This window comes from Kribbella qitaiheensis, assembly GCF_042657745.1.
GTDB classification, from domain to species: domain Bacteria; phylum Actinomycetota; class Actinomycetes; order Propionibacteriales; family Kribbellaceae; genus Kribbella; species Kribbella qitaiheensis.
On the sequence record NZ_JBHSKE010000031.1, the window covers coordinates 32,410 to 55,052 of the forward strand.

22 protein-coding genes and 2 pseudogenes are annotated in these 22,643 nt (G+C 67.7%); 14 read left to right on the plus strand and 10 right to left on the minus strand.

What is annotated here, in order from left to right; all coding sequences use genetic code 11:
* Positions 1-260: 260 nt before the first annotated feature.
* The 3 genes from ACFPJ1_RS22025 to ACFPJ1_RS22035 form a co-directional block, all read right to left on the minus strand.
* Positions 261-1,367, minus strand: coding sequence for a sensor histidine kinase (locus ACFPJ1_RS22025; RefSeq protein ID WP_380106547.1), 1,107 nt, complete (start codon positions 1,365-1,367; stop codon positions 261-263).
* Complete coding sequence (locus tag ACFPJ1_RS22030) at positions 1,339-2,004, minus strand: response regulator transcription factor (RefSeq protein ID WP_380106548.1); 666 nt, start codon at positions 2,002-2,004, stop codon at positions 1,339-1,341. The genes ACFPJ1_RS22025 and ACFPJ1_RS22030 overlap by 29 nt, the downstream gene beginning before the upstream one ends.
* 220 nt (positions 2,005-2,224) lie before the next feature.
* Positions 2,225-2,518, minus strand: a complete 294-nt coding sequence (locus ACFPJ1_RS22035; RefSeq protein ID WP_380106549.1) for a hypothetical protein — start codon at positions 2,516-2,518, stop codon at positions 2,225-2,227.
* Positions 2,519-2,920: 402 nt separating this feature from the next.
* Between ACFPJ1_RS22035 and ACFPJ1_RS22040 the strand changes: the two genes are divergently transcribed.
* From ACFPJ1_RS22040 to ACFPJ1_RS22060, 5 genes are all read left to right on the plus strand, one after another.
* Positions 2,921-3,958 carry a fatty acid desaturase family protein gene (locus tag ACFPJ1_RS22040; RefSeq protein WP_380106550.1) on the plus strand — a complete coding sequence of 346 codons (1,038 nt, stop codon included), beginning with the start codon at positions 2,921-2,923 and terminating at the stop codon, positions 3,956-3,958.
* Positions 3,959-4,415: 457 nt separating this feature from the next.
* Positions 4,416-5,126, plus strand: coding sequence for a GAF and ANTAR domain-containing protein (locus ACFPJ1_RS22045; RefSeq protein ID WP_380106551.1), 711 nt, complete (start codon positions 4,416-4,418; stop codon positions 5,124-5,126).
* Positions 5,127-5,177: 51 nt separating this feature from the next.
* Entirely contained in the window at positions 5,178-5,906 is a 729-nt protein-coding gene (locus ACFPJ1_RS22050; protein WP_380106552.1) for a GAF domain-containing protein, read from the plus strand.
* Positions 5,907-5,952: 46 nt separating this feature from the next.
* The gene (locus tag ACFPJ1_RS22055) at positions 5,953-6,687 is read left to right on the plus strand and encodes a GAF and ANTAR domain-containing protein (protein WP_380106553.1); all 735 of its coding nucleotides are present in this window, start codon (positions 5,953-5,955) and stop codon (positions 6,685-6,687) included.
* Positions 6,688-6,934: 247 nt separating this feature from the next.
* Positions 6,935-7,189, plus strand: a complete 255-nt coding sequence (locus ACFPJ1_RS22060; protein WP_380106554.1) for a hypothetical protein — start codon at positions 6,935-6,937, stop codon at positions 7,187-7,189.
* 111 nt (positions 7,190-7,300) lie between these two features.
* Here the strand turns inward: ACFPJ1_RS22060 and ACFPJ1_RS22065 are convergent, their stop codons facing one another.
* Positions 7,301-7,612 (minus strand): hypothetical protein, encoded by a 312-nt coding sequence (locus tag ACFPJ1_RS22065; RefSeq protein WP_380106555.1) that lies wholly within the window; start codon positions 7,610-7,612, stop codon positions 7,301-7,303.
* A gap of 288 nt (positions 7,613-7,900) precedes the next feature.
* On the opposite strand from ACFPJ1_RS22065, the pseudogene ACFPJ1_RS22070 reads away from it, so the two are divergent.
* From ACFPJ1_RS22070 to ACFPJ1_RS22080, 3 genes and pseudogenes are all read left to right on the plus strand, one after another.
* A pseudogene (locus ACFPJ1_RS22070) lies at positions 7,901-7,962 on the plus strand (hypothetical protein); the annotation flags it as partial.
* Between the two features lie 54 nt (positions 7,963-8,016).
* A pseudogene (locus tag ACFPJ1_RS22075) lies at positions 8,017-8,103 on the plus strand (respiratory nitrate reductase subunit gamma); the annotation flags it as partial.
* A 60-nt stretch (positions 8,104-8,163) separates the two neighbouring features.
* Positions 8,164-9,015 (plus strand): pyridoxamine 5'-phosphate oxidase family protein, encoded by an 852-nt coding sequence (locus ACFPJ1_RS22080; protein WP_380106556.1) that lies wholly within the window; start codon positions 8,164-8,166, stop codon positions 9,013-9,015.
* A 609-nt stretch (positions 9,016-9,624) separates the two neighbouring features.
* On the opposite strand, the gene ACFPJ1_RS22085 is transcribed toward ACFPJ1_RS22080, so the two are convergent.
* Positions 9,625-10,332 carry a TetR/AcrR family transcriptional regulator C-terminal domain-containing protein gene (locus tag ACFPJ1_RS22085; RefSeq protein ID WP_380106557.1) on the minus strand — a complete coding sequence of 236 codons (708 nt, stop codon included), beginning with the start codon at positions 10,330-10,332 and terminating at the stop codon, positions 9,625-9,627.
* Positions 10,333-10,467: 135 nt separating this feature from the next.
* Between ACFPJ1_RS22085 and ACFPJ1_RS22090 the strand changes: the two genes are divergently transcribed.
* Positions 10,468-11,154, plus strand: a complete 687-nt coding sequence (locus ACFPJ1_RS22090; RefSeq protein ID WP_380106558.1) for a hypothetical protein — start codon at positions 10,468-10,470, stop codon at positions 11,152-11,154.
* A 469-nt stretch (positions 11,155-11,623) separates the two neighbouring features.
* Here ACFPJ1_RS22090 and ACFPJ1_RS22095 read toward each other — a convergent pair whose 3' ends face one another.
* The 3 genes from ACFPJ1_RS22095 to ACFPJ1_RS22105 form a co-directional block, all read right to left on the minus strand.
* Entirely contained in the window at positions 11,624-11,998 is a 375-nt protein-coding gene (locus ACFPJ1_RS22095; RefSeq protein ID WP_380106559.1) for a YciI family protein, read from the minus strand.
* A gap of 733 nt (positions 11,999-12,731) precedes the next feature.
* On the minus strand, positions 12,732-13,673 hold the full coding sequence (locus tag ACFPJ1_RS22100) for a phosphotransferase (RefSeq protein WP_380106561.1): 942 nt from the start codon (positions 13,671-13,673) through the stop codon (positions 12,732-12,734).
* A gap of 869 nt (positions 13,674-14,542) precedes the next feature.
* Positions 14,543-15,007: a hypothetical protein gene (locus ACFPJ1_RS22105; RefSeq protein WP_380106563.1), complete on the minus strand. Its 465-nt coding sequence runs from the start codon at positions 15,005-15,007 to the stop codon at positions 14,543-14,545.
* 399 nt (positions 15,008-15,406) lie between these two features.
* Here ACFPJ1_RS22105 and ACFPJ1_RS22110 point away from each other — a divergent pair, with 399 nt between their 5' ends.
* Positions 15,407-16,096: a hypothetical protein gene (locus ACFPJ1_RS22110; RefSeq protein WP_380106565.1), complete on the plus strand. Its 690-nt coding sequence runs from the start codon at positions 15,407-15,409 to the stop codon at positions 16,094-16,096.
* A gap of 175 nt (positions 16,097-16,271) precedes the next feature.
* Positions 16,272-19,070, plus strand: a complete 2,799-nt coding sequence (locus tag ACFPJ1_RS22115) for an AAA family ATPase (protein ID WP_380106567.1) — start codon at positions 16,272-16,274, stop codon at positions 19,068-19,070.
* Here ACFPJ1_RS22115 and ACFPJ1_RS22120 read toward each other — a convergent pair.
* Complete coding sequence (locus tag ACFPJ1_RS22120; protein WP_380106569.1) at positions 19,067-20,149, minus strand: SLAC1 family transporter; 1,083 nt, start codon at positions 20,147-20,149, stop codon at positions 19,067-19,069. The genes ACFPJ1_RS22115 and ACFPJ1_RS22120 overlap by 4 nt on opposite strands.
* Positions 20,150-20,436: 287 nt before the next feature.
* Here ACFPJ1_RS22120 and ACFPJ1_RS22125 point away from each other — a divergent pair, with 287 nt between their 5' ends.
* Positions 20,437-20,886 (plus strand): VOC family protein, encoded by a 450-nt coding sequence (locus tag ACFPJ1_RS22125; protein WP_380106571.1) that lies wholly within the window; start codon positions 20,437-20,439, stop codon positions 20,884-20,886.
* Between the two features lie 54 nt (positions 20,887-20,940).
* On the opposite strand, the gene ACFPJ1_RS22130 is transcribed toward ACFPJ1_RS22125, so the two are convergent.
* Positions 20,941-21,237, minus strand: coding sequence for a winged helix-turn-helix domain-containing protein (locus ACFPJ1_RS22130; protein ID WP_380106573.1), 297 nt, complete (start codon positions 21,235-21,237; stop codon positions 20,941-20,943).
* Between the two features lie 305 nt (positions 21,238-21,542).
* Between ACFPJ1_RS22130 and ACFPJ1_RS22135 the strand changes: the two genes are divergently transcribed.
* Together ACFPJ1_RS22135 and ACFPJ1_RS22140 are read left to right on the plus strand one after the other, a co-directional pair.
* Positions 21,543-22,283, plus strand: coding sequence for an ATP-dependent DNA ligase (locus tag ACFPJ1_RS22135; protein ID WP_380106576.1), 741 nt, complete (start codon positions 21,543-21,545; stop codon positions 22,281-22,283).
* Entirely contained in the window at positions 22,283-22,417 is a 135-nt protein-coding gene (locus ACFPJ1_RS22140; protein WP_380106578.1) for a hypothetical protein, read from the plus strand. Before ACFPJ1_RS22135 ends, ACFPJ1_RS22140 begins: the two co-directional genes overlap by 1 nt.
* The last annotated feature ends 226 nt before the right edge of the window (positions 22,418-22,643 follow it).

The following is a 22,643-nucleotide window of genomic DNA, read 5'->3' on the forward strand; positions in this document are numbered from 1 at the left end:
GATAGGAACGGGACAGGATCGTTGCATCGCGCAAACGACGTAGCCGCCTGCGTCCACTGGACGAGATCCGGACCGGAGCCTGCCACTGCGTACGTCGGCCGAGCGTGGTTGCGGCCGACGCGGCGAGGGGGGATGCCGACGTGGGCGACAGGCACGACGCTGAGACGAACTGTGGGGTTTCGGCCCGGCGCGTCGACGTACGCAGTTCAGACAAGGCTGCGCCATCGCACGGCGTCAGAGCAAGGAAGATGACGGCCCTGTCATCGAGTGGTCAGACGGTCCTGACGACGTGGCCGGGGGAGGGTGAGCTCGAACACCGCGCCGCCGAGGGGGTGGTTGCGGACCGCGAGCGTACCGCCGTGCGCAGTCGCCGTCGCGCGTGCCATCGACAGCCCCAGGCCACTGCCCATCGGTCCGTTCGGCGGCATCCGGTGCCAGAAGCGGTCGAAGAGCTTGGGCAGGTCCTCGGTCGCGATTCCGGGGCCGGAGTCTGTCACGGAGACGATGCAGGTGCTGTCGAGTAGCTGGCAGCGCAGGTTGATCGTGTCGCCGTCGGTGGTGAAACGCACCGCATTCTCGACCAGGGCGTCGATGGCCAGCGTGAGCCACTCGGGATCCACTGCGACAAGACCGGTCGGCTCGTTCCTGATCCGCCACTTCCGGTCGGCGCTGGCGGACCAGTTGGTGCCCAGTCCCTCCACGAGCTCGGCGACGTCGGTCGGCTGCAGTCGTAGTGCCACGCCGGAGTCGAGCCGCGCCAGTGCGAGCAGCCGGTTCGACAGGGCCGACATCCGATCCAGCTGCTCCAGTGCGACGGTCAGATCCTGTTCCACGCCGTCCGGAATCTCGGTTGCCGCCGCCAGTTCGAGATGGCCGCGGGCGATCGTCACCGGGGTCCGGATTGCATGTGAGGCGTCACGGAAGAACTCGCGTTCCCGGTCCAGGCCGGCCAGCTGGCGCGACGCCATGTCCTCCACCTGGCGCAGTGCGGTCGCCCGGCGCTGAGCGTGCCAGACCATCACGAGGACCAAAATCGGCACCAACGGAATCTCGGCCAGCTCGGCGTGCGCGAGTGCACCCTCCGAGGCATGGGCCCACATCAGCCATCCGCTCGGCACGGTGATCGCCGCCACGACCGCCAAGGTAGGCACGACGGGCCAGACCCGGTAGCCGTAGGCCAGTGCGACGGCCACGAACATGAGGTGGAACGGCGCGGCCTCATGGCCAGGCAGCGCCACCATCAGGCCCATCATCGCCACCACGAGGACGGCCAGGCCGACATCGACCACCAGTCCGGTCCGGGGCCGCGGCACCGAGACCGCCGGAGCCGTCAGTGGCTCAGGCGCTCTGGAGCTGATAGCCGACATTGCGCACCGTCACGATGAGGTCCGGTCGCACCTTGGCGCGCAACCGGCCGATACAGACGTCGACCACGTTGGTCGCCGGGTCGAAGTCGTAGCCCCAGACCTCGGAGAGCAGCTCCTGCCGCGAGCAGACCGCGTCCGGGTTGCGCATCAGGTGCAGCAGCAACAGAAACTCCCGGTGGGACAACGCCGTCGTCTTGCCGTTGACGAGCAGGTGCCGCGCTTGCAGATTCAGCACGACGTCGCCGACCTGCAGGGTGTCCCGCCGCCTCGACCCGGCATTGTCCTGCAGCCGGTTGCGCACGCGGGCGATCAGTTCCCGGAGGGCGAACGGCTTGGCCAGGAAGTCGGTCGCGCCCTGCTCGAGGCAGGCGATCCGCAACTGGACATCGCCGGTCGCCGACAGGATGAGCACCCGGAGGCTCGGTTCCTGTGCCATCAACGCGGACAGCACCGCTTCGCCGTGTACGCCCGGCATGATCAGGTCGAGCACGACCAGATCGGGGTGCTCGGTCAGCGCGAGACGGATCCCATCGAGCCCGTTCGTCGACGTGAGTACCTGGTAGCTCTCTGTCTCCAGAGCCCGCCGGACGAACCTCACCAGGTCGGGTTCGTCGTCGATCACCAAGATCTTGGTCATCCGGGCCCCCTCTGGACGATGACCTTCGTTCTTCCCCTGCCGCCCATTCTTGCCAGGACGACGCTGCCCACAATAGGCCTGAAGTCCTTGAAAAGGTGGGGATTGCCTAACGGCGCAGGAGTGGCTCCAACGATCGGACGGCCGGTCCGTCGATGGTGAACAGCGGGTGAGCCGGCGGACACTCGGCGTCCGCTCAGCATCGCGGCCCTGAGGTCCGGGGTCATGGACAAGGCGTGCTTCCAGGTCGAGGATGCAAGGAATCATCGAGGCTTGGGAGGGACGGATAGGACGACGAGGCGAGGGGTGATGGCAGTCGGGTGCTCGATCGGGCTGCTGCTGGGACCCCTGGCGGTGACGCCGTGGTGAGGAGGTCGGGGTCGTCCGGCAGCAAGGCGACGGCTTGCTCGATCGCCGCCGCCGCCTCGTCGATCCGCCGGGCGTTGCCCAGGAAGGCGATCTGCGATCGCAGGGTCCAGCTGTGGCGCGGCGTCGCGGCCAGGGCTCGATCCGCCACGCGATTGCGTCGTCCTCTAGGTCCTGGTCGCTGAAGACCCAGGCCGCTGTGGTCAGGAGGTCGGGGTCGCCGGGCCGTAGGGCGACGGCTTGTCCGATCGCCGCCTCCGCCTCGTCGAACCGCCGCGCGTAGCGCAGAAAGTCGATCCGGGATCGCAGGGCCCAGCCGTGGCGCGGATCCGCGGTCAGGGCTCGATCGGCCCACGCGATTGCGGTGTTTCTGATCGTTGGCTGGGCGGGTTGCACGCTTTGCCCGCACAACCGCCTTGGTCACGAATCCACGCGGATGAACTGATATGGACAGCTTCTGCGTGGTCCACTCGGGCGTATCCTGAGAGCAGCAGCTGCCCTGGACCCGGTGGCGAGGACGCGACCACATCGGAGTCCAGGGATGTCCATCAGCGTGCGAAGTACCAATGCCACCACCCCGGCTACCAGCGGTTACGCGGAGCTGGCCCGGGAGATCCGCCGCCTGGGCCTGCAGCGTCGACGGCCGGGGTTCTACACCGTCCTGCTGATCGCCAATCTGATGGCCCTCGGCGGTGTCGTCACCGCGATGGTGCTGCTGCGCGACTCGTGGTGGCTGATGCTGCTGGCGGTTGCGCTGGCGATCGTGTCGGCGCAGATCGGCTTCTTCGGCCACGACGCCGGTCACCACCAGATAGCCCGCAAGCGCGTTCCGACCATGCTGCTCGGCCTGCTGAACGCCAACCTGCTGACCGGACTCAGCTACGGCTGGTGGATCGACAAGCACAACGCGCACCACGCCCATCCGAACGACCTCGAGGCCGATCCGGACGTCCTCCCCGGCATCCTGGTGTTCGACGCGGCACAGGCAGCCGAGAGGAAGGGCGCGGCCGCCTGGCTGACGCGTCACCAGGCCTGGCTGTTCTTTCCCCTCCTGTCGCTCGAGGCACTGAACCTGCAGGTCTCCAGCGTCCGCGCCCTGCTGAAGCCGGGCATCCGGAACAGAGCTATCGAGCTCGCCCTGCTCGGCGCCCATTTCGGCAGCTATGCCGTCTTGCTGGTCACCACCATGACCTGGCTGCAGGCGAGCGTGTTTCTCGTTATCCACCAGGGGCTGCTGGGTGTCTATCTCGGCTGCTCGTTCGCCCCCAACCACAAGGGGATGCCGATCCTGACCGCCGAGCAGGCCGCCGACCCGTTGCTGCGGCAGGTGCTCACCTCCCGCAACGTCCGGGGTGGGCCATTTGTCGACTTTGCGTTGGGCGGCCTCAACTACCAGATCGAGCACCACCTGTTCCCGAGCATGCCGCGGCCCAATCTCCGGGTGGCGCAACCCGTGGTACGCCGCTTCTGCGCGTCGCATCAGGTGCCCTACGTAGAGGCCTCGGCGTTCGCGTCATACGGCGCGGTGATCCGCCACCTCCGTGATGTCGGAGCCGAGCTGCGCCGAACGCGGAAGATCGCCGCCGGGTGAAGGAAGGACCGGGTTCGCGACGCCCTGACGCCCGGCGGGCGGCCAGACCTTCCTCTACGGGAAGCGGACGGCGCGGGGCTGGACCGATGGTCGGCCCGCCTCCTGCGGCGTTTCCCCGGGCAGGACTGACGCACTCACCAACCCGATGATCGCGGCCTGGACAGCGAGGTAGTCCGTCCGTGGGGCTCGGCCTGGGGACGCAGCGCAGCTGGGCGTTCGACCTGCTGTACGGGTCGGGACTTCAGTGGCGCTGTGGGTGCGGATTGGCGGTATCGTTCGAGGTATCACACACCGCTGAAATTCGGAGCGGCGTGTTCGGCTGCCCTAGACCCGGCGGCGCTCCACTGGAGTGTTATCGCAGGGAGGCGGGACTATGTCTGTCACACGCGCAGCGGATCCTCAGCCCCTTACGGTTGGCAGTTACCGCCCCAGCTCAAGTTCGCTCGCGACAGGTGTGGTGGTCGCTGCCGGTTTCGCGAAGTTGGCGATGGAGCTGCACGCCGCGGTGAGCATGGCCGAGACGGTGGACCGGGTGCTGGCGTGCGCACTGCTCGCCACCGGGTGCGATTGCGCCGGAGTGGTCCTGGTTCAGCAGGGGAAGGATCTGCAGACGGCCGGTGCCACGGACCGGCGGGTGGAGCAGGCTGACCGACTGCAGTTGGAGTACGGCGAGGGGCCCTGTGTCCCGGTGAGCAGCGAGCACGACAGCGTCTTGGTCTGCGACAGCGTTGTCGACCGGCGGTGGCCGCGGTGGAGTCAGGGAATGGCCGAGCTGGGTCTGCGCAGTGTGCTCACCGTCCGGCTGTGCACGACCCGGTCGACTCTGGGCGCGCTCAACCTCTATCGGATCCGCCCGGACCAGTTCACCGCCGCCGATGAGGCCACCGCGCGTCTGTTGGCCCGGCACGCCGCGGTCGCGGTCGCGACCGTCCGGGAGGCGTCGGCGCTGGCGCAGGCGGTGGAGGCCCGCACGCTCATCGGCCAGGCTCAGGGACTATTGATGGAACGCTTCGCGATCGACGCCGACCAAGCGTTCGCGGTGCTCCGTCGCTATTCACAAGACAACAACGTCAAGCTCCACATCGTCGCCGACGAGCTGGTCACCACCCGCCGGCTTTCCACCAGATCACCAGCCGGTAGCGCCAATAGATCTCTGGTGATCAGCTGATCGGTGAGTTGGCCTTGGTGAGCGATGTGGAGTGGGAGGCGGTGTGGTCAGGTGTCATCGTTGCGGGTTCGGCAGATCCTGGCCGACGTCATGACCGACGTCATGGCCGGCGAGGGAGGCGGGCTCCCGGAGCGGCTGTGCCTTGCCTGTGCTGTGGCGGTACCGGTCAGTGGAGTGGGGCTGGCATTGATGACCGCGACCGGCCACGGCGGCACCATCACGGCCACGGACGGGGCGGCTGCGGTGATGGAAGACCTCCAGCAGGCCCTGGGTGAGGGGCCGTGTGTGGATGCGTCCCGGGACGGGCGGCCGGTGCTGCAGTCCGACCTGGCCGTCACGGGGACGTCGCGGTGGCCGGGCTTCACCGCCGCCGCCCTCGAGGCGGGTATCGCTGCCGTGTTCGCGTTCCCACTGCAGGTCGGGGCGATCCGGCTGGGAATGCTCGACCTGTACCGCGACACGACCGGTCCGCTGGACCGGCGCCAGTTGGCCGAGGCGCTGGCCTTCGCCGAGGCGGCCACCACGATCTTGCTGCACCTCCAGGACAAGACCACACTGGGCCAGCCGCTGCACCCGCGGCTGGCGGAGGCCGTCGAGAGCCGCCGTGAGATTCATCAGGCGACCGGGATGATCACGGTGCAGGCTGCGGTCGGTCTGGCCGAGGCGCTGCTGCTGCTCCAGGCCTCCGCCTACAGCAGTGAACGCCCACTGATCGACGTGGCCAAGGACGTGGTCGCCCGGCGGCTACGCTTCGCGCCCGAAGACGATCATCATGAATAGGGAGCACCCGGTCACGGGACACGAATACATCAGGAAAGAGAATGCCATGAGCAGGGAACAGCGACTGGCCGGCGTGTTCGTCGAGCTCGCCGACACCCTCGTCGCCGACTTCGACGTCATCGACTTCCTGCACACGCTGACCGAACGCAGCGTCGAGCTCCTCCAGGCCGACGCGGCCGGTCTGATCCTGGCCGACCCGCAGGACCAGCTGCAGGTGCTGGCCTCCACCACCGACCAGGCCCGAGTGCTGGAGCTGTTCGAGCTGCAGAACTCCGAGGGACCCTGTCTAGACTGTTACGTCACAGGGCAGCCGGTGGTGAACATCGACCTGGCCGAGGTCGAGACCCGCTGGCCGCGGTTCCAGGCAGCGACCACAGCGGCCGGTTTCCGCTCCGTGCACGCCCTGCCGCTGCGGCTGCGCGGTCAGGTCATCGGGGCCATGAATCTGTTCTGCCGGAACCAGACCAGCCTCAGCGACGACGACCTCGCGGTGGGCCAAGCCTTGTCGGACGTCGCCACCATCGGTCTACTGCAAGAACGCACCGTCCGCCACGGCGAGATCGTCGCCGAACAACTCCAGGCGGCGCTGAACAGCCGCATCCTCATCGAACAGGCCAAAGGAGTGCTGGCCGAGCGAGCCGGAATCGGCGTGGACGCGGCCTTCGCCATGCTGCGCGCCTACGCGCGCCACAACGGACGCAAGCTCAGTGCGGTCGCCGCCGCAGTGATCGACGATCCCCTGGACGCGGCTGTGTCGCAGTCTCTCGGGCACAGCAAGTAACGACGATCATCATGGAGCCCGTCACCGAGTCCTACCGCCCCACCCACAGTCTGAACCTGCGATCCGCCCGCGGACACATTTGGCCCGGGCGGGGCCTTCCCCATCCTGCTGTTCGAGGACCAATATGCAGACGGGAGGCTTGGGCTGATGGCCAGTTTGGCGAGCTACACGACGCTTTACGTGATCGCGGTCCGGGTAGACGGAGGTGTCAGTCTTAAGAACATCGCCGCCGTGCGGTGGGACGCAGGTGACCGGGCCGGAGGAATCGTCGGTCGGCGACTTCATCGGATGGCTGGACCGCGGTGACGCCCGCGCTTTCGTCCGCAGGGCCGACGGTGATCGCGGGCCCCGGATCCAGGTCGACCACGACGGGGGGCGGCGGTACCTGCGCAGCCGTGCCGACGACGCGGGCCCGTCCGATCGCGGGCGGCCGGACGCGCTGTTGCTGCTACCACGTTGGCAGGACGGCAAGGCGACCAAGCGACACATGAGCCACCACTAGCTGCCGCTTTTCGGCCAGGTCGCCACCCGATGGAGTCGAGTTGGCCCGACCTGCGCAGGAACGGCCGTTGCCCCGGCCCCCAGGCGGCGAGGCAACAGCGCGGGATCGTTCCTAGGGGTTGGCGGGCCGCTGCGTCGCCGGGTCCGGTGGGGCGTCAGCCTGATCGGAAACGGGATCGTCAGCAGGGATGTCCCGGCCGGCGGGTTCGGCGGCTGGGGTCGGCGTGGCGTCGGCCTGGTGGCGTAGCTCTTGGACCTCCCTGCGGCGGCGGTAGCCGCGGCGCACGCCCTTCTTGAGCAGCCAGAGGCCGAGAATCAGCGCGGCCGTGTTTGCGGCGCCGGCAAAGAAGGCGCCCGCCACGGTGATGTCGAGGTCGACGCCGAACGCCTCCAGGGTCGCATCGTCGGCGGACGAGGTGGCCACGCCTCCCTGGACTCGACCCGGATCTGCACCCTGCCCGCCGAGGACGACCTCGACGCCGCCGTCGCCCTAATCACCGTCGACCGCTGACCCAGCAACCCACTACTTGTCGGTTCGGGCCAGCTTCGGGAGTACCGGGCCTACCAGGAGCGTGGCGCCGAGGCGTTGCGGCTCAGGCTGCTCCGGGCACATGCATGACCTTGGGCCCATTGGCAACATGAGAAGCATCCGCAATGGTGGAGAGCGTGACCCCTGTTGCCGATGCCGACGTTCAAAGGAAGCCGGCTGACCATGGACACCTTCTTGTGGGTCGTCGTGCCGTATGTCGGCCTGACGGGCTTCGTCGTCGGGCACCTCTGGCGCTACCGCTACGACAAGTTCGGCTGGACGACCCGGTCCTCGCAGCAGCGCTGTGGCCCTTCACCCGCCTGGTGCACGTCTTCAGCGCCCCACTCGGCTACCTGACCCGCCCCTACATCGTCTACCGCAGCTGAGACGACGATCAGTTAGGCAGCCGCGGGCCACGCCGCGGCTGGTAAGGAGAGGTGACGGTTATGGCACATACCGAGATCATCAATATCGAGGCGTGGGCCCGTGACCTGATCACCAAGGCACGTGCCGCTCACAGCGGTCGGGCCGCACAGCTGGTGCGCGGTGGTCCGGATACCCCGTTGACCCAGACTGTGATCGCGTTAGACGCCGGTGCCTCATTATCCGAGCACGAGAATCCAGGCGAGGCCACCGTGCTGGTGCTGGAGGGCCAGGTTCGGCTGATCGCGGCAGACCACGAATGGCGAGGCGCCCGTGGCGACGTGATCAACGTGCCGCCGACCCGGCACAGTCTCCAGGCCGACACCGTGTCGGTCATCCTGCTCACCGCCGTCAAGCAGCCCGCGGCCGAGCCCGCACACGCCTCCAGATCTGAGCGGCCCGCCAGTCACCCGGCCGAGCCAGCACCCACAGTGGAAGACTTGAGTGTCAGTGACTGCTGGTCCCTCCTGCGAACCGGCACCGTCGCACGACTCGCCGTCTGGGTGGACGACCACCCCGACATCTTCCCACTCAACTACGTCGTCGATCATGCCAGCATCGTCTTCCGCTCGCGGGAGGGCACGAAGCTCGCCGGCGCGTTGACCGACACACCGGTGGCCATGGAAGTCGACGGCTACTCCGCGGAGACGTCACGAGCATGGAGCGTCGTGCTCAAAGGCCGCGCTCGCGCGATCGAGCAGACCGAGGAACTGCTCGACACCTTCGTGCTGTCACTCTTCCCATGGGAGGGCGGAACAAAGAACCGGTTTATACACATCGTGCCCGACGTCATAACCGGCCGTCGATTCCTCGTCGTGGATGCTGACAGCTGGCTTACGCCAATGTCCGATGCGCGCCGGACCCCATCTGAGTAGTCGTCGGACACCGAGGCCATAGTGGTGATCGGTGAGACCACCGGTCGCCGGCGCACCCGGCGCGTGCTCGTCCAGCAGCCGGTCGAGCACTCGTCGGGCCATTGCCGCTGCTTCGGTGGCGCGGTCAGATCCTCACGCAGGCCCAACGCAGCGGACCCCACAGAGCCTGCCACCACCCACCACGTGGTGTCGGATCTCATCATTAAACGGTTTCGGAACCGACCCACATAACCACCAGCGAGCCGAGCGCGGTCGTCCTGTCGAATACGACTCTTTCCCGACACCTCGGTCAGGCCGATCCACCAGCGCTCAAAGGGCCCGTCGGAAACAACGTCGGCGAACTGTTGGATCGGGTAGCTTCCCGACGCATGCTCTTCGGCCTAACGCGCTTAACCAAGGCCGACAGTCGACGCGACGTTCCAGCCATCGACGCCGCCTTGTGATCCGGGCATACGGGTCAGCGCGGGAAGCCGCGGGCGATCCCTCAGGCCTCACGGGCTCGCTTCGCGATCGCTGTGCGGCGGCCTCCGGCCGCCCATGACCCCTGAGCCTCGGCGGCCCCTGATGGAGGTCATTTTGGTCGAGCTGGGTCACGGGCTGCGGGGCGAGTTACCCGGTCTGGGGTATCAGGGTGGTTGTCAGCCCAATGAGGAGGATGTCGAGGCCGCGTTCGAGTTCGATGGCGCCGTCGTGGGAGGCCAGGACTGGGGCGAGGCTGCGTAGTAGGGGGAATTCGCCGATCGGTAGCCGGTGCAGTCCCAGCCGCAGCAGGTCGTCGGTCTCGTCGGGGTTTTCGACGAGTTGCTGTAACTCGTTGAGCACGTGGCCCTTCAGGAACCCGAACAGGGCCTGGTAGATGTGCAGGGCGTCGGGTCCGCTGAATCCGGCGCGGGTGAGCAGTGTGAGGATGTCTTCGAGTGGGCGCAGGGTGCCTTGCGGGCGGAGCGCAAGCGGGGTGGCCAGGAGCCGGGTGACCAGCAGCGGCACCACGTGTGGGTGGGCCAGTGCCAGGCGGCGGTAGTCGCGGGCGACGGTGCGCAGCTGGGCGGCCCAGTCGCGGTCGGTGGAGTCCACCTTGAGCTGGGCGAGCACGGTCTCAGCGACGCCGTCGAGCAGGGCCGCCTTGTTCGGTGCGTGCCGGTAAAGGATCATCGGGTCCCGGCCTAGGGCGCGGGCGAGGCGGCGCATGGACAACCCGTCCGCCCCGTCACGGTCGATGATCTCCAGCGCGGTGGCCAGCACCACATTCCGGGTGATCTTGCCACCTCCGTTGGCGGCGGCGTCATCGACGGCGCGGTCGGCCGGCGGTGGGGTCATCGCAGCGGCACCTTCTCTCATGTGTTCGAGGCCCAGCGGTCATCCAATTGTTACGCATGTAGATCTACGAGGTTGACATCACTCTAAGCAACGGCGTTCACTGTAGGTCTACAACGTAGACGTTCGGAGTGCGTCATGATCGTCATCCTGGGGCTCATCATCTTGCTCGCCGCGGTGATCGTCGGCGTGGCCGGTGTTCTCGGCAACGGTGGCGGCGCGCATACGCTCACCGATGACGGGTTCGCGGTGTTCGGCTACCACGTGACCGGCTCCACCGGCACCCTGTTCCTTTACGGCATCGTGGTCGGGGCGGTCGCCTTGTTCGGGTTGACCCTGCTGCTGGCCGGCGCGCGCCGCACCTCCCGCCGCGGCAGCGCGGCGCGCCGCGGGCTCAAGCAGTCCCGCCGCGAGACCGCCGCTGCCAGCCAGGCTCGCGACGACCTCATCGACGAGCGTGAGACCGCCCGCGCCTACACGGCGAGCGCGCTGGGGAACGGCACGCCCCACGGCGACCGCCAGCTCAACCCAGACGACAGTCTCTGGAGCAGGCTGCACCTGTTCGGGCGCCGCTCCGCTCCCCGGCAGGCCGCCGCCACACACCCAGAGTCGCTGACCGGCAAGCGGGCCCCCGATGCCCCTGCCGATCCGCCCGCTGCCCGGCAGGCCGCCGCCACACACCCAGAGTCGCTGACCGGCAGGCCGGCCCCCGATGCCCCTGCCGATCCGCCCGCTGCCCGGCAGGCCGCCGCCACACACCCAGAGTCGCTGACCGGCAGGCCGGCCCCCGATGCCCCTGCCGATCCGCCCGCTCCCGCAGGATGATCGTGCTCATGGTTCAGGAGAGCTGCTGACAGCAACGTCAACAAGTAGCCGCGATCCGCGCCTTCGCACTGTCGCAGATCACCTGGCGGACGACCGTCGCACATCACCCGACGGAGGACAGCTGACTGGCTGACTGACTGGCTGACTGTGATCCGCCAACAGATCCGCGACACATCTCCGCCAACTGATGTGCAACAGGCGAGAAGTCTGTCCACCTGTCGCAGCAACGCACGGATCTGGCCGATGAGCGGGCACACTCGCAGTGATGGACCGCTGTCATTCCACTGGGCGCTCAGAGGGTGTGGTGATCCCACCAGGCCCGGGGACCGGGCTTCGCCCCAGCCCGATCCCCGTGGTCACCGCCTCGCGCCCTGGTTGAGGTCGATGCGCAGAGCCGCGTCGTCAACCGCGGCCACGCAAGTCTTGCTTGAACGTCGCAAGTCTCCCTCGATCAGACGTCGTCGGGATGTCACCCCCGCCTGTCAGCCTGGCGGAGCATCGCGTCTGTTTCGGGGTCGGGCATGAGCTCCCGCACCTCTTGCGCGCACCGGCAAGCGGCGGCGATCTTGGCAGCCCACGCCAGCGCCTCCTCGCGTGTGGCCACGTCGACGACCGAGAACCCGCCAATGACCTCCTTGGTCTCCGGGTAAGGCCCGTCGGTGACCACCCCGTCCGTGGCTACGACGCTCGCCCTCTGCCTCTCGAGCCCGCCGCCGTACACCCACACGCCGGCGTTCACGGCCTCCTGGACCACCTCGTGCGAGGCCTTGCCCACGTCGGGCCAATCCTCGGCGGGGATGTGGTCCATCGCGCCGTCATTGAACGAGATCAAGTACTCCGGCATCCCATGACTCCCTTGTCCCGGCGGCCTCTCAGACCGCCTCTCGCCTGTTCAACGAACGACTCGTCCCGGATCCGACGCTATGCCAGAAGAAATTCTCACGGGATCTCCGCCGATCGGCGCTCGACATGTCCCCCTGTCGCGGGGATCATCGCCGCCGCCACCGGCTACGAACAGTTCCACACACTCATCTGCCTGCGATCCGTGCTTTCGGCTGTCGCAGATCACCTGGCGGACGACTGTCGCGCATCACCCGACGGAGGACAGCGCTCACTCTGGGCCCTCAGTCGGATTGACCTCTTATGGATCAAGGCGCAGCTGACGCGGCGCACCGCCCGGCTGCCGTCCTTGCGGGCGGCGCTGGGGCGCCGTCCTCGGGCCCGCCGGGCGGACAAGCCAAGCATCTTCAGAGTCGGTGGCTCGGTCCGCAGACAAGGTGACCGCCCCGCCCTCCTCGCATGCCAGTCTCCGGCCTTCGCTGCGCGCGTCCAGGGCGCGTACGGCGTCGCTGGCGCGATCGAGCAAGCTCGACCCTGGACCCGCTTAGCTGCGGCCTATAGTCTGGCTGGTTGCGAGGATGACGGGGGAGTGTGGTGGCCGCGTGACCGCACTGACGCCCGTCCGGAGGCCCACGGCTTTCAGCCGGTCTTAGGGCTGAGGGTGCATCGTGTCGTCGCGAATGTTGGCCCCACCCTGGTTCGGATCTTCACGTCCGATGTTGCCGGCGGTTGTCTGCTCAGGCGCCGGTCGAGGGCAGGGGACCGCGCTCGAGGATTTCGGCGAGGAGCCCGGCGGTGGCGGTGAGATGTTCCTGGTCCCAGGTCCATATGCTCCACCCCAGGTGGGTAAGGCCGATCTGCAGCTCGTAGCAGTGGTGGCGTATGGCGGCGTCGACGAGGGCGCTCTCGTCGGCTCGTAGGCCTGGGTCCTGGAGCAGTCCGGACAGCGGGGCGGTGGCGGCGATCCCCGGGTAGAACACGGGCCCCCAGACACTGCACCAGGCGGCGTCGTAGAGGAAGTCACCGCGTAGCGAACACTTCCAGGAAATCACCGCTTGAACCCGGCGACAGTCCGGACTCACCAACACGTTGCCGTGCAGGAGATCACCGTGTATGAGATCGCGGCGCTCGGGGCAGGCAGCGACCAGCGTCCTCACCCGGTCGCAGACCGCTGCGGACAGGGCCGCGAGCTTCGGGTCGCCGTCCAGGGGGGCCCTCCCGTCCACCAGCCTGGCGAGGACAAGTTCTCGCCAACTGCGTGCCGGCGCGCCTGCCGGGTGCCACATCACCAGTGCACCGGGGGGTGAGGGTACCCGGTAGAGCGCGACGAGCAGCCGGGTGAGGGTGGGGGCGACGGCATCGGCGCGCTCGACCGGGGTGTCCTCCAGGAACCGCCCGTGATGACGGACCGAGATGGCGTAGGCCTGTCCGGTCGGTGTGGTCCCCACCTCCCTGACCTGCGGTACCGGCAGATCCGGTCCGCTGAAGGCCATAGCCATCTGGTCGGCTTCGTACCAGGAACTCTCACGGCCGAAGCGGATCACCAACTCTTCCTCGCCCGCTCGGTAGGCCCATGCCGATGACCACGCCCCGCCGGTGAGGGGCTCCAGGTCGCTGGCAGTGCCGCCGGAGTGCTGGGCGAGGAACGCGGCGACCTCTTCGTGCCCGGGCTGTTGCATGCCGCCAGTATCCGCCCAGGTTGTCCGCGGGCCCATTGACGGGTCGCTGGGAGCGCCGGCCATGAGCGCGGAGCATGCCCATGACGTGCCCCCGAACGGCCCTCACCAGCCGTTAATGGTCAACTCGCGCCGCATCGAACCACGCTCGGCGCCAGCCAGACGCCGCGACGCCCGGCGCACGAGAACCCACTCGTAATGCGTCGCTCCAATGACCCCAGCGTGACCCCAACGAGGTGCAACACGAGGCGACGATGAGCACCTGGCCGACGAGCTTGGGAGCGCGAACCGACAGGTCGTGTTCGAGGTGCCCGTCTCTACGGATCAGAAGGCCGGCGCCCGGTGCGCCTGGTCGGGCCCGACCAGGCGTGAACCGCGATCTAGGGTGGTCGAGATGCATGGCATGACTCGTGGCACCAAACGACGGATATGCATGGGGAATCTCGCGCTCGCTGGGGGCGGCCGTGTTGCCAAAAGCGCTGGTAGAGAGCAGATGCGACGGTGTAGTTCCTCCTCGTAATGAGAAGGTCGTCGGTTCGATTCCGCCCGTCGGATCCAGTGTGATGTCTCAAGACATACCGGACAGGTGAACCCGCGGACTGTGGGTTCACCTGCTTCTTTGCGGACGGGTCCTGGCGGGCCGCCGGCGGGGCTGGTAGTCGCCGATGGGGTCGAGGACGAGCTCGCGCAGGAGTTCGCCGGTGGCGATGTGGTGGAGGCGGCCGTTGACTCGTAGAGGTTTCGGGCGGCGAGCACGATCGGCCGGACGGCCTGGTGCCTTGGACCGGATCTTGGAACGCTGACGGGTCCGTGGTAACGCCGTCGGCCAGGTGTGTCCAGCCACCACGGCTAGTGCGGCCCGCCCGCGTAGCTCATGACGTGCTGGCCCCGGCTGCCTCATCGGTGAAGAACCTCTCTAGTGGGGTGCCGGCGTACTTTTCAGCGAGCAGTTCGGAGAAGCGCAGCAGTGAGCTGCGGGGCCGGTAGTTTCCCACGATGTGCTGGGTTTGTCCGTGCGCGTTGCGGGTGATCAGGGCGACGCAACCGATCGGCTTGCCGTCGACCATGGCCACGTAGTCCTCGATCCATCCGTCGTCGCCCCAGGGGCCGACGACGTGAAACTCCTGAGAGTCCCCGTACAGCGTTCGGATTCCGACCACGACGCTGCGGGCGTTCTCGGCGCCCTGGATGGCGCCGTCCAGCATCGAGCCTTCGACGGTCACGTCGTCGGCCAGGTTGTCCAGCCAAGCCGGGTAGTAGTCGCTCAGGGCGGGATCGCCGCCGACCAGGTACCTCGGCGTGGCCTCCTTGTCGAGTGGGTCGCGTGTGACAGACATCGTGAACTCCCTTTAGGTGCGGATGCCCCTGGCGGGCACCGCCGGTGGTGTGTCTGCGTCCGGGTCGCCGGGGCAGCAAACCTGTCGGTGCCTGCCCGACCGGCTTCGGATGCTGGGTCAACGATGCGCGGTTTGAGCGGCCCGTCGCGCCCGTCGAACGACTAGTGGTTGCGCGGGCTCAGGTGGTCCGAGTGGGTTCAGGGCGTTCGGGGTGAGATCCGCGGCCTACCCACCGATCGCGAGCGACCCGTTACGGGACATAGCAGCTGGGGGCGCTCAACCGGGGACGAGCAATTGCACGCCAGGGTTTCGACGGGCGCGAACGCTGCGCGTCTGCCTCCAGGGTTTGAGAGTCATCAAATCCCACCGGTCGTGGACGACCGGTGAAAGGAGCAACTCATGTCCATCAAGAAGGTGGCGCGAACCGTCGTCGCAGCGGTGGCTCTCGCAGGTGCCGTCGGCGTGGCTGCATTGGCCCTGCCTGCGTCGGCGGCTACGCCGGCGTGCGGGGCGAACTGTCTGTCAGTCTTCAGCAAGGAGCTCGGTACCTACGCTCACCCCAACTTCGTCGAGCACGTGTTTGGCGGGGTGGCCAGTGTCGGCACCCCGACGGGTCTGGCCCCGGCCAGCGGCATGGACACGTCCGAGGACTTCATCAACCCGCATTCGGGCCCGGTGTCGGACTACTACGCGATGGGGTTGGTCTCCGCCGCGGTTAACGATGCCTACGGATCTTTTCAGGCATCGCAGCTGGAGTACGCGCCCGCCGGTGTGCGCACGGGATTGTGCGTGGGTGTCGCCGACGACCCGCACCAGAATGAGGCGCTCAGCCTGCAGCCTTGCACCGTGCCAGGCAAGACGGTGTGGATCATCGGCTCACCGCTGTCCCCGTCGACGCCCGGGTTCTTCCCGATCATCAGCGGCGCCACCGCCGACTTCTCCCGGCCATTCGTGATGAGCTACCCCCGGCACGTCGACACCAGCAACACGCTTCCGCCGATTCGCCTGCGCCACCTTCAGTTCTTAGGTCCCGATCGCACCCTGCATGACACTCAGCTGTGGGGTGTGGGCCGCGGGCCGCTCCAGTAGGCACCGTGCCCGAGCAGTTGGCGCCGCTCACGGCGAGCGGCGCCACGCCTTTGCGTGACGTCGCCGAACCGCGCCACGACCGCCGGCGTCGGTCGGACGCTGCCTTCGACGCTGGACGGAACGGCCGTGGACCATCGCATGTCAGGGTGGGATGCTGTGGGTTGTCGTTCGCGGTTTGCGATCTGGCTCGGCTTGGGGAGGCAGCACGGCCGGGAAGCCCGTCAACTCGAGGCGCCACGCCCTGCTCGGGCGCGAGCGGGAGCTTGCGCGGCTCGACGAGCTACTCGCTGCGGTCCGGGTGGGCGGCAGTGGATCGCTCTCGTTGGTGGGTGAGGCGGGTCTCGGCAAGTCGGCGCTGTTGGAACATCTGGCCGGCTCTGCTGCGGAGTTCCAGGTTGTTCGGGCGGCGGGTGTCGAGGGTGAGATCGACCTGCCGTATGCAGGTCTGCAACAGCTGTGTCGGTCGATGCTCGACCAGATCGAGGTGTTGCCGCAGCCGCAAGCGAACGCGCTGAGGGCCGCGTTCGGCCTGGCATCTGGGGATGCCACGGATCGGTACCTGGTGGGGCTTGCGGTACTCGGCTTGCTGTCAGAGGTCGCGGCGGACCGGCCGTTGCTGTGCGTGGTGGACGACGCGCAGTGGCTGGATCAGCCCACCGTCCAGGCACTCGCGTTCGTCGCACGTCGGCTCGGCGCGGACTCGGTGGCTCTGATGATCGCCAGCCGCGCAGAAATGGACGAGCTAGCCGACATGCCGTCGCTGCAGCTGGGCGGGCTGCCACTTCCGGAGGCGCGGGCGCTGCTCGACTCTGTCCTGATGCGGCAGTTGGATGCACCAGTACGGGAGCGGTTGCTGGCCGAGACCCGCGGGAACCCGCTGGCGGTGCTGGAACTGCCGCATACCCTGACCCGGGCCGAGGTCGCCTCAGGGATTCTGCGCCCGGAGGGCGGGTCGCTGTCGACCCGGATCGAGGACAGCTTCCGACAACGCGTCGAACAGCTCCCCGACCAGACCCAACAGCTGCTGCTCCTCGCCGCTGCTGACTCCCTGGGCGATCCGCTGCTCCTGTGGCGTGCGGCCGAGCACGCCAACCTCCCGGCGGACGCCGCCGACCGGGCTGTTGATGCCGGGCTGTTCGAGATTCGCGAGCAGTGCGTGTTCCGCCACCCCCTTGTGCGTTCAGCGACATATAGGTCGGCGAGCGAGAATGACCGGCGTACGGCGCACGCGATCCTCGCCGACGTCACCGACGAGGACAAGGACGCTGACCGGAAGGCGTGGCACCGGGCGCAGGCGACTGCAGTTCCGGACGAGGACATCGCGGCGGCGCTGGAGCACACGGCCTCGCGGGCCAGGGCACGAGGTGGGCTGGCTGCGGCCGGCTCGTTCCTGGAGCGGGCCGCTCAGCTCACCCCCGACCCCGGCCGGCGTCTGCAGCGAGCTCTGGCGGCAGCCGAGATGCTGCTCGAAGCCGGCGCGCTAGCCTCCGTCGAGACTCTCCTGCGCACCATCGACACGTCCGGCATCAGCGAGTCGTCGGAACTCCAGCAGGCTCGTACCGACCGCCTACACGCAGAGGTGATGCTCGTCCGCGAGGACGGCGACAAGACGGCGGCGATCCTCCAGATGCTCAACGCGGCCGACAGGCTGGAGCCGTTCGACCGCGACCTGGGCCAGGCGATTCACCTGCGGGTTCTCGATTTGGGCCTCAATCATTTGGGCGTCAATCTCGGGCCCGAAGGCCGGGCCGCGGTCGTCGCTATAGCCCACGCCCCGCCACGGACGGACCATTTCACGCCCCAGGAACTGATGATCCGCGGATATGCGCGGATCTTCGCGGAAGGCTTTCCGGCCGGGATTGATCTGATGCGGGCGGCGATGGTGGCACTGAGAGATGCGCCGGGTATGCAGGAGTCAGACTTCCCCTTACTCGAAGCATGCGTTACAACGGCCGGTGGGCTGTGGGACCTCGTCTCCGAAGAGGCTTTGATTCGGCGCGGCGTCGAACTGGCTCGCCGGGTAGGGGCGTTGCCGAGACTGCAGACGCTGCTGTCCAAGTGGGGCCACCTCAAGGTTTACGTCGGCGACTTCACGGCAGCGGACGCCCTGTTCGCGGAGGCTGAGACGCTGAGCAAGGTGACCGGGACCCACAACCTGGACAGCGGCTCGTCCCTCGATGCGGTCCGCTGGGAGTGCGATGAGGCCCTTCGACGCCTCGAGGAGCACGAAGGTCAAGGAATCCACGGCGCATTCTGGATCCTCACGCTTCGCGCCAGGGCGTTCAACGGGGCTGGCCGATACGAGCAGGCGCTGGAATTGGCGCGGCGGGCTGTGCACCACGTCGGCGCCTACTCCCACGCACTGATCGAGCTGGTGGAGGCCGCAGTGCGGTGTGGCGACCTGGGCCGTGCGCGCGACGCGCTGGAGCCGCTTGTGGCCCGCACACAGCTGGGCGGGACCGACTGGGCGCTCGGGCTCGAGGCCCGGTGCCGCGCATTGGTCAGCGATGCCGAGAATGCCGACGTGTACTACCGCGAGGCGGTCGAGCGGCTCGGTCGAGCCGGCACCCGGCCCGCCCTGGCACGTGCCCACCTGCTCTACGGGGAGTGGCTGCGCCGCGAGGGCCGCCGCCGGGACGCCCGCGAACATCTCCGCACCGCACTCGAGCTCTTCGAGACTGTTGGCATGCCGGGCTTCGCCCAGCGCACCCGACGCGAGCTGGTCGCGACGGGCGAAACGGCCCGCAAACGAGTCGAGGAGACCCGCACCGATCTGACCCGGCAGGAGAGCCAGATCGCGCGGCTGGCTGCGGACGGCCTGACGAACGCAGAGATCGGGGCACAGCTGTTCCTGAGTCCACGCACGGTCGAGTTTCACCTGCGGCATGTCTACCCCAAGCTTGGCGTCAGTTCACGACGCGAGCTGTGGAAGGCAGTCGCCATTGGCGCCCCAACGAGCGGATCCTCCGGCTAGGACGCGAGCGCCCCTCGCCGGCGGCGACCCCGCTGTGCATCAGCGACCGTGACTGCGGCGAGGACGAGGACGGCCGTGGTGGTGATGGCGACCAGTGCCCACGCGCAGGCACTCCAGTAGCCGAACTGCTCGATGCTCAGCCACCGCACGGCCAGCGTCGTAGACGCAGCGACGGGGAAGGTGAAGGCCCAGAAGTTCGTGGTGAAGCGCAGGCGGCGGTACTCGCCGAAGAACAGGACCTGGACGAGCAGCAGCATGGCCACGATGGACAGCAGCGAGTAGCCGACAGGGTCGATCCGGGCGCGGTTGATCATGAGCCAGGCCAGACCCGCGGTCGCGGGTGGGGACACCAAGACCGACAGCGACGGCTTGATGGCGTCGGGAAGTGGGCCGCCGGTGAAGAGGCGGTTGACGATCAAGGTCCCGATGCTGAGCCAGAAGAACACCCCGACGCCGAACGCGCCGACAGCTGCTCGGTGCCACCCACAGGCACTGAGACCGATGCTGGCGATGAACGCGCCGGCCACGGTAGGGAGCAGGTAGCCGGGATGGAACGTCGCGACTGGCACGTTACCCAACAGCCAGTGAGCCAGTAGTTGAGCTGCGACGGTGACCAGGGCCGCGACAAACACGGCGACCGCGATCTTTCCGACGACGTGAGCGTGTTGCTCGTAATGGGCGGCGAGCAGAATGGCGATGACGGGGATGTAGGCGGCGAACGGGCCGTAGATCGCGTGCTCACGGTCGTCCGCGAACGTTCGGGGCGCGCGGAGTCCGCCGGCAAGATAGGTCAGCGTCAGGACTGCCCACGCGACCAGGCTCACCCCGTACAGCGCCTCGGAGGGCCACTGGGCGGCTGACAGGGCGGCGTGAGCTGCCGTCCATGTCGACCCGAGACCGGCCACACCGAGTGGGATAGCGAACAACCCCAACAGGTGCGGCGTGCCGCCGCTCGCGGGCTGAGCGTCGCTGACCGTGAGCGCTGTCGCGGTCCCGGTGGTATCGGGGGCAGAAATCAAGGCGGCGGCCGATGTCTCAGCGTTCTGCCGGTTCGCGTCGTGTTGTGGCTGGGTGGTCATCGTCGGCTCCGATTCGGTCGCGCTGTTGGGTTGCAGGTCTCGCCCCAGCAATGTCCGGCAACCGAGGCGGCCTTCGCGCCAGGGACTCGACTGGACTACGGACGGGCCGCCGGATCGTCTGGCCAGCCGCCCTGTCGACGTCATGGGCAGGCACACGAAATGGGGGTGAGAGGCAAGGTGGAGAGCGAGCACCAGGGATTCCACCGGCGCGAAGCACGCGACGATCGCGGCATCGTCGACAGCAGCGGCGCAGATCGCGCCGCCGAACCAGATGAGGAGTGCGAGCCATGAACGTCAATCTCGAAGTCGTCACCATCCCTGTCTCCGACGTCGACAAGTCCCTGGGCTTCTACCGCGACCAGCTCGGCTGGCGTGTTGACACCGACATCGATCGCGACGAGTTCCGTATCGTGCAGGTAACCCCGACCGGCGCAGGACACGTCTCGATCGTGTTCGGCCGAGGTATCCCGATGGCTGAGCCCGGCTCGATGCGACACCTGGAGCTTGTGACGACCGACATCGCCGCGACTCGGGAGGAACTCGTCCAGCGCGGTGTCGAGGTCACCGACGTTTACCACGGCGCCGGAGCGCCCTTCTTCCCCGCAGCCCGCATCCCCGGACCCGACCCCGACCACACCAGCTACGCGTCTTACGCGTCGTTCAACGACCCGGACGGCAACGGCTGGACCGTACAGGAGATCACCGTCCGACTCCCCGGCCGCGAACCGACCGTCTGAGCTGTTGGCCACGTGCGCCCGAGGCGAGGTGGCACAAGAGTCCAAGTCGCGGCTCTAGCCAACGCTCCTGCTTTGGCCTGTCACTCGTGCTCGTCGGTATTGCATCGCCTCTACCAGTCCGCGGGTTCTCAGTTCGGCGATGGCCCGGCTGACCGTGCCGACGGATACGTCACGTGTCGCCGCTAGATCGCGTGCGTACGGGAGTTCAGAACCAACTGGGTACTGACCAGCCTCGATCGCAGCGCGTAGTTCGGCGGCGAGCTTTTCGAAGGCATGCCGCGGGTTGCGCTCACCGAAGTCGGGCCCTCGACGACCTCGCCGTCGTACTGGTCGCCGGTGCGCTCCCACCATTTGCAGACGTTCCCCGTGAGCAAGCACGCGACGCCGAGCTTATGTGCCGCGGCCGGCCGTGGTGCTGTTCGTGGTGCGAAATCCTCGGCGCCGAGGAGGAAATTCGCGTGTGGTGCGGCGAGAGCAGTACGCAAATCCGCTGGTAGAGGCCCAATCACAAGCTGTCGGTCCTTCTCGTAATGAGAAGGTTGGCGGTTCGATTCCGACAGGCGGCTCCACCACGCCCGACTGCGGGCGGACTCAACACGCGGTTCGAGACAGCGTTTGGGTGGCGCGAGGCGCTTGCCTAGGGCAACACTGGCAAGGTGGGCAAGCTGGCACCCGACCTGCTCGGGCCGGTTGGACTGGAGCTGGCCCGGGCCGTCGAACGGCTGCCCGGCCAGCACGGTATGCCTGGCGGATCCCGCTACGAATTGAAGTGGGATGGGTTCCGCGTTGGTGCGGTCTGCCGCGAGGGTGAGGTCCGCTTGTGGTCTCGCAACAGCAAGGACTTCACCGCGAAGTTCCCAGATGTCCAGGCAGCTCTTGAAACCCAACTCCCAACCGACTGTGTCCTGGACGGCGAATTGGTGGTGTGGACCGGGGACCGGCTCGATTTCGACGCATTGCAGCAGCGAATGGTCAACACCGCAGCCACCGTCCGTCGGCGCCTCGCGCCGGCCCAGCCAGCGTCGTTCGTCGCGTTCGACGTCCTAGCCATTGGCAGCGTCGATGTCCGCCCGCTGCGATGGACGGTCCGCCGCCGGCGACTGGAGTCCCTGGCCGGTCAATGGGTCCCTCCGCTGCAGGTATCCCCGGTCACCGCACAGGTCGACGAGGCCCGCGAGTGGCTGGACGCCTTCAAGTCCAGCGGGGTGGAGGGTCTCGTGGTGAAGGGCGCATCGACCAGGTATCAACCCGGCCGCCGCGACTGGGTGAAGTTCAATTCTCTAGGGGTGGGTAGTGCACGGCCACGTCGCCGGGGGTGCCTTGTGCCTGGTCAGGTGGCTGGCGTCGGGTGGGTTGCTGTGCGCGACAGGTGTCGCGGACCTGCGGTGGTGGCGTGATGGTGGATCTGCCGGTGGGGCTGGCTGGGCCGGTGGACTTCGAGCTGGCTGAAGCGGTGGAGGCGTTGCCTGGGGAGAAGGTGCTGCCGGGCGGGTCGAGGTATGAGCCGAAGTGGGATGGCTTCCTTCACTGAACCTGTCAAGCAGGTCACCCGGTCCGGCCACTTCGGATAGGCCGCTGGAACTCCTCCCAGCCCAATTGAGCAGGTTGACGCGGGCGCCCTTGTCGGGTGAGGCGACTGGTCGGGCGGGGCTAATGAGCGTATCGGGTGCGAGCGACCCGGTTGCGTGACAGTGGCGTCCAGCAGAGTGGTGTACGGCGGGCCCGGTGACGGGCGTGGCGTAGGCGCATAGAGGCGG

Coding starts and splice junctions, on each gene's coding strand:
- ACFPJ1_RS22100 (WP_380106561.1), bottom strand. CDS start 13,673: ATGCAACAGCCCGGGCACGAAGAGGTCGCCGCGTTCCTCGCCCAGCAC.
- ACFPJ1_RS22110 (WP_380106565.1), top strand. CDS start 15,407: ATGTCCATCAAGAAGGTGGCGCGAACCGTCGTCGCAGCGGTGGCTCTC.
- ACFPJ1_RS22080 (WP_380106556.1), top strand. CDS start 8,164: ATGGCACATACCGAGATCATCAATATCGAGGCGTGGGCCCGTGACCTG.
- ACFPJ1_RS22055 (WP_380106553.1), top strand. CDS start 5,953: ATGAGCAGGGAACAGCGACTGGCCGGCGTGTTCGTCGAGCTCGCCGAC.
- ACFPJ1_RS22130 (WP_380106573.1), bottom strand. CDS start 21,237: ATGGTGGGAGCGCACCGGCGACCAGTACGACGGCGAGGTCGTCGAGGG.
- ACFPJ1_RS22125 (WP_380106571.1), top strand. CDS start 20,437: ATGAACGTCAATCTCGAAGTCGTCACCATCCCTGTCTCCGACGTCGAC.
- ACFPJ1_RS22120 (WP_380106569.1), bottom strand. CDS start 20,149: ATGACCACCCAGCCACAACACGACGCGAACCGGCAGAACGCTGAGACA.
- ACFPJ1_RS22030 (WP_380106548.1), bottom strand. CDS start 2,004: ATGACCAAGATCTTGGTGATCGACGACGAACCCGACCTGGTGAGGTTC.
- ACFPJ1_RS22140 (WP_380106578.1), top strand. CDS start 22,283: ATGGTGGATCTGCCGGTGGGGCTGGCTGGGCCGGTGGACTTCGAGCTG.
- ACFPJ1_RS22095 (WP_380106559.1), bottom strand. CDS start 11,998: ATGCCGGAGTACTTGATCTCGTTCAATGACGGCGCGATGGACCACATC.
- ACFPJ1_RS22025 (WP_380106547.1), bottom strand. CDS start 1,367: ATGTCGGCTATCAGCTCCAGAGCGCCTGAGCCACTGACGGCTCCGGCG.
- ACFPJ1_RS22105 (WP_380106563.1), bottom strand. CDS start 15,007: ATGTCTGTCACACGCGACCCACTCGACAAGGAGGCCACGCCGAGGTAC.
- ACFPJ1_RS22090 (WP_380106558.1), top strand. CDS start 10,468: ATGATCGTCATCCTGGGGCTCATCATCTTGCTCGCCGCGGTGATCGTC.
- ACFPJ1_RS22085 (WP_380106557.1), bottom strand. CDS start 10,332: ATGACCCCACCGCCGGCCGACCGCGCCGTCGATGACGCCGCCGCCAAC.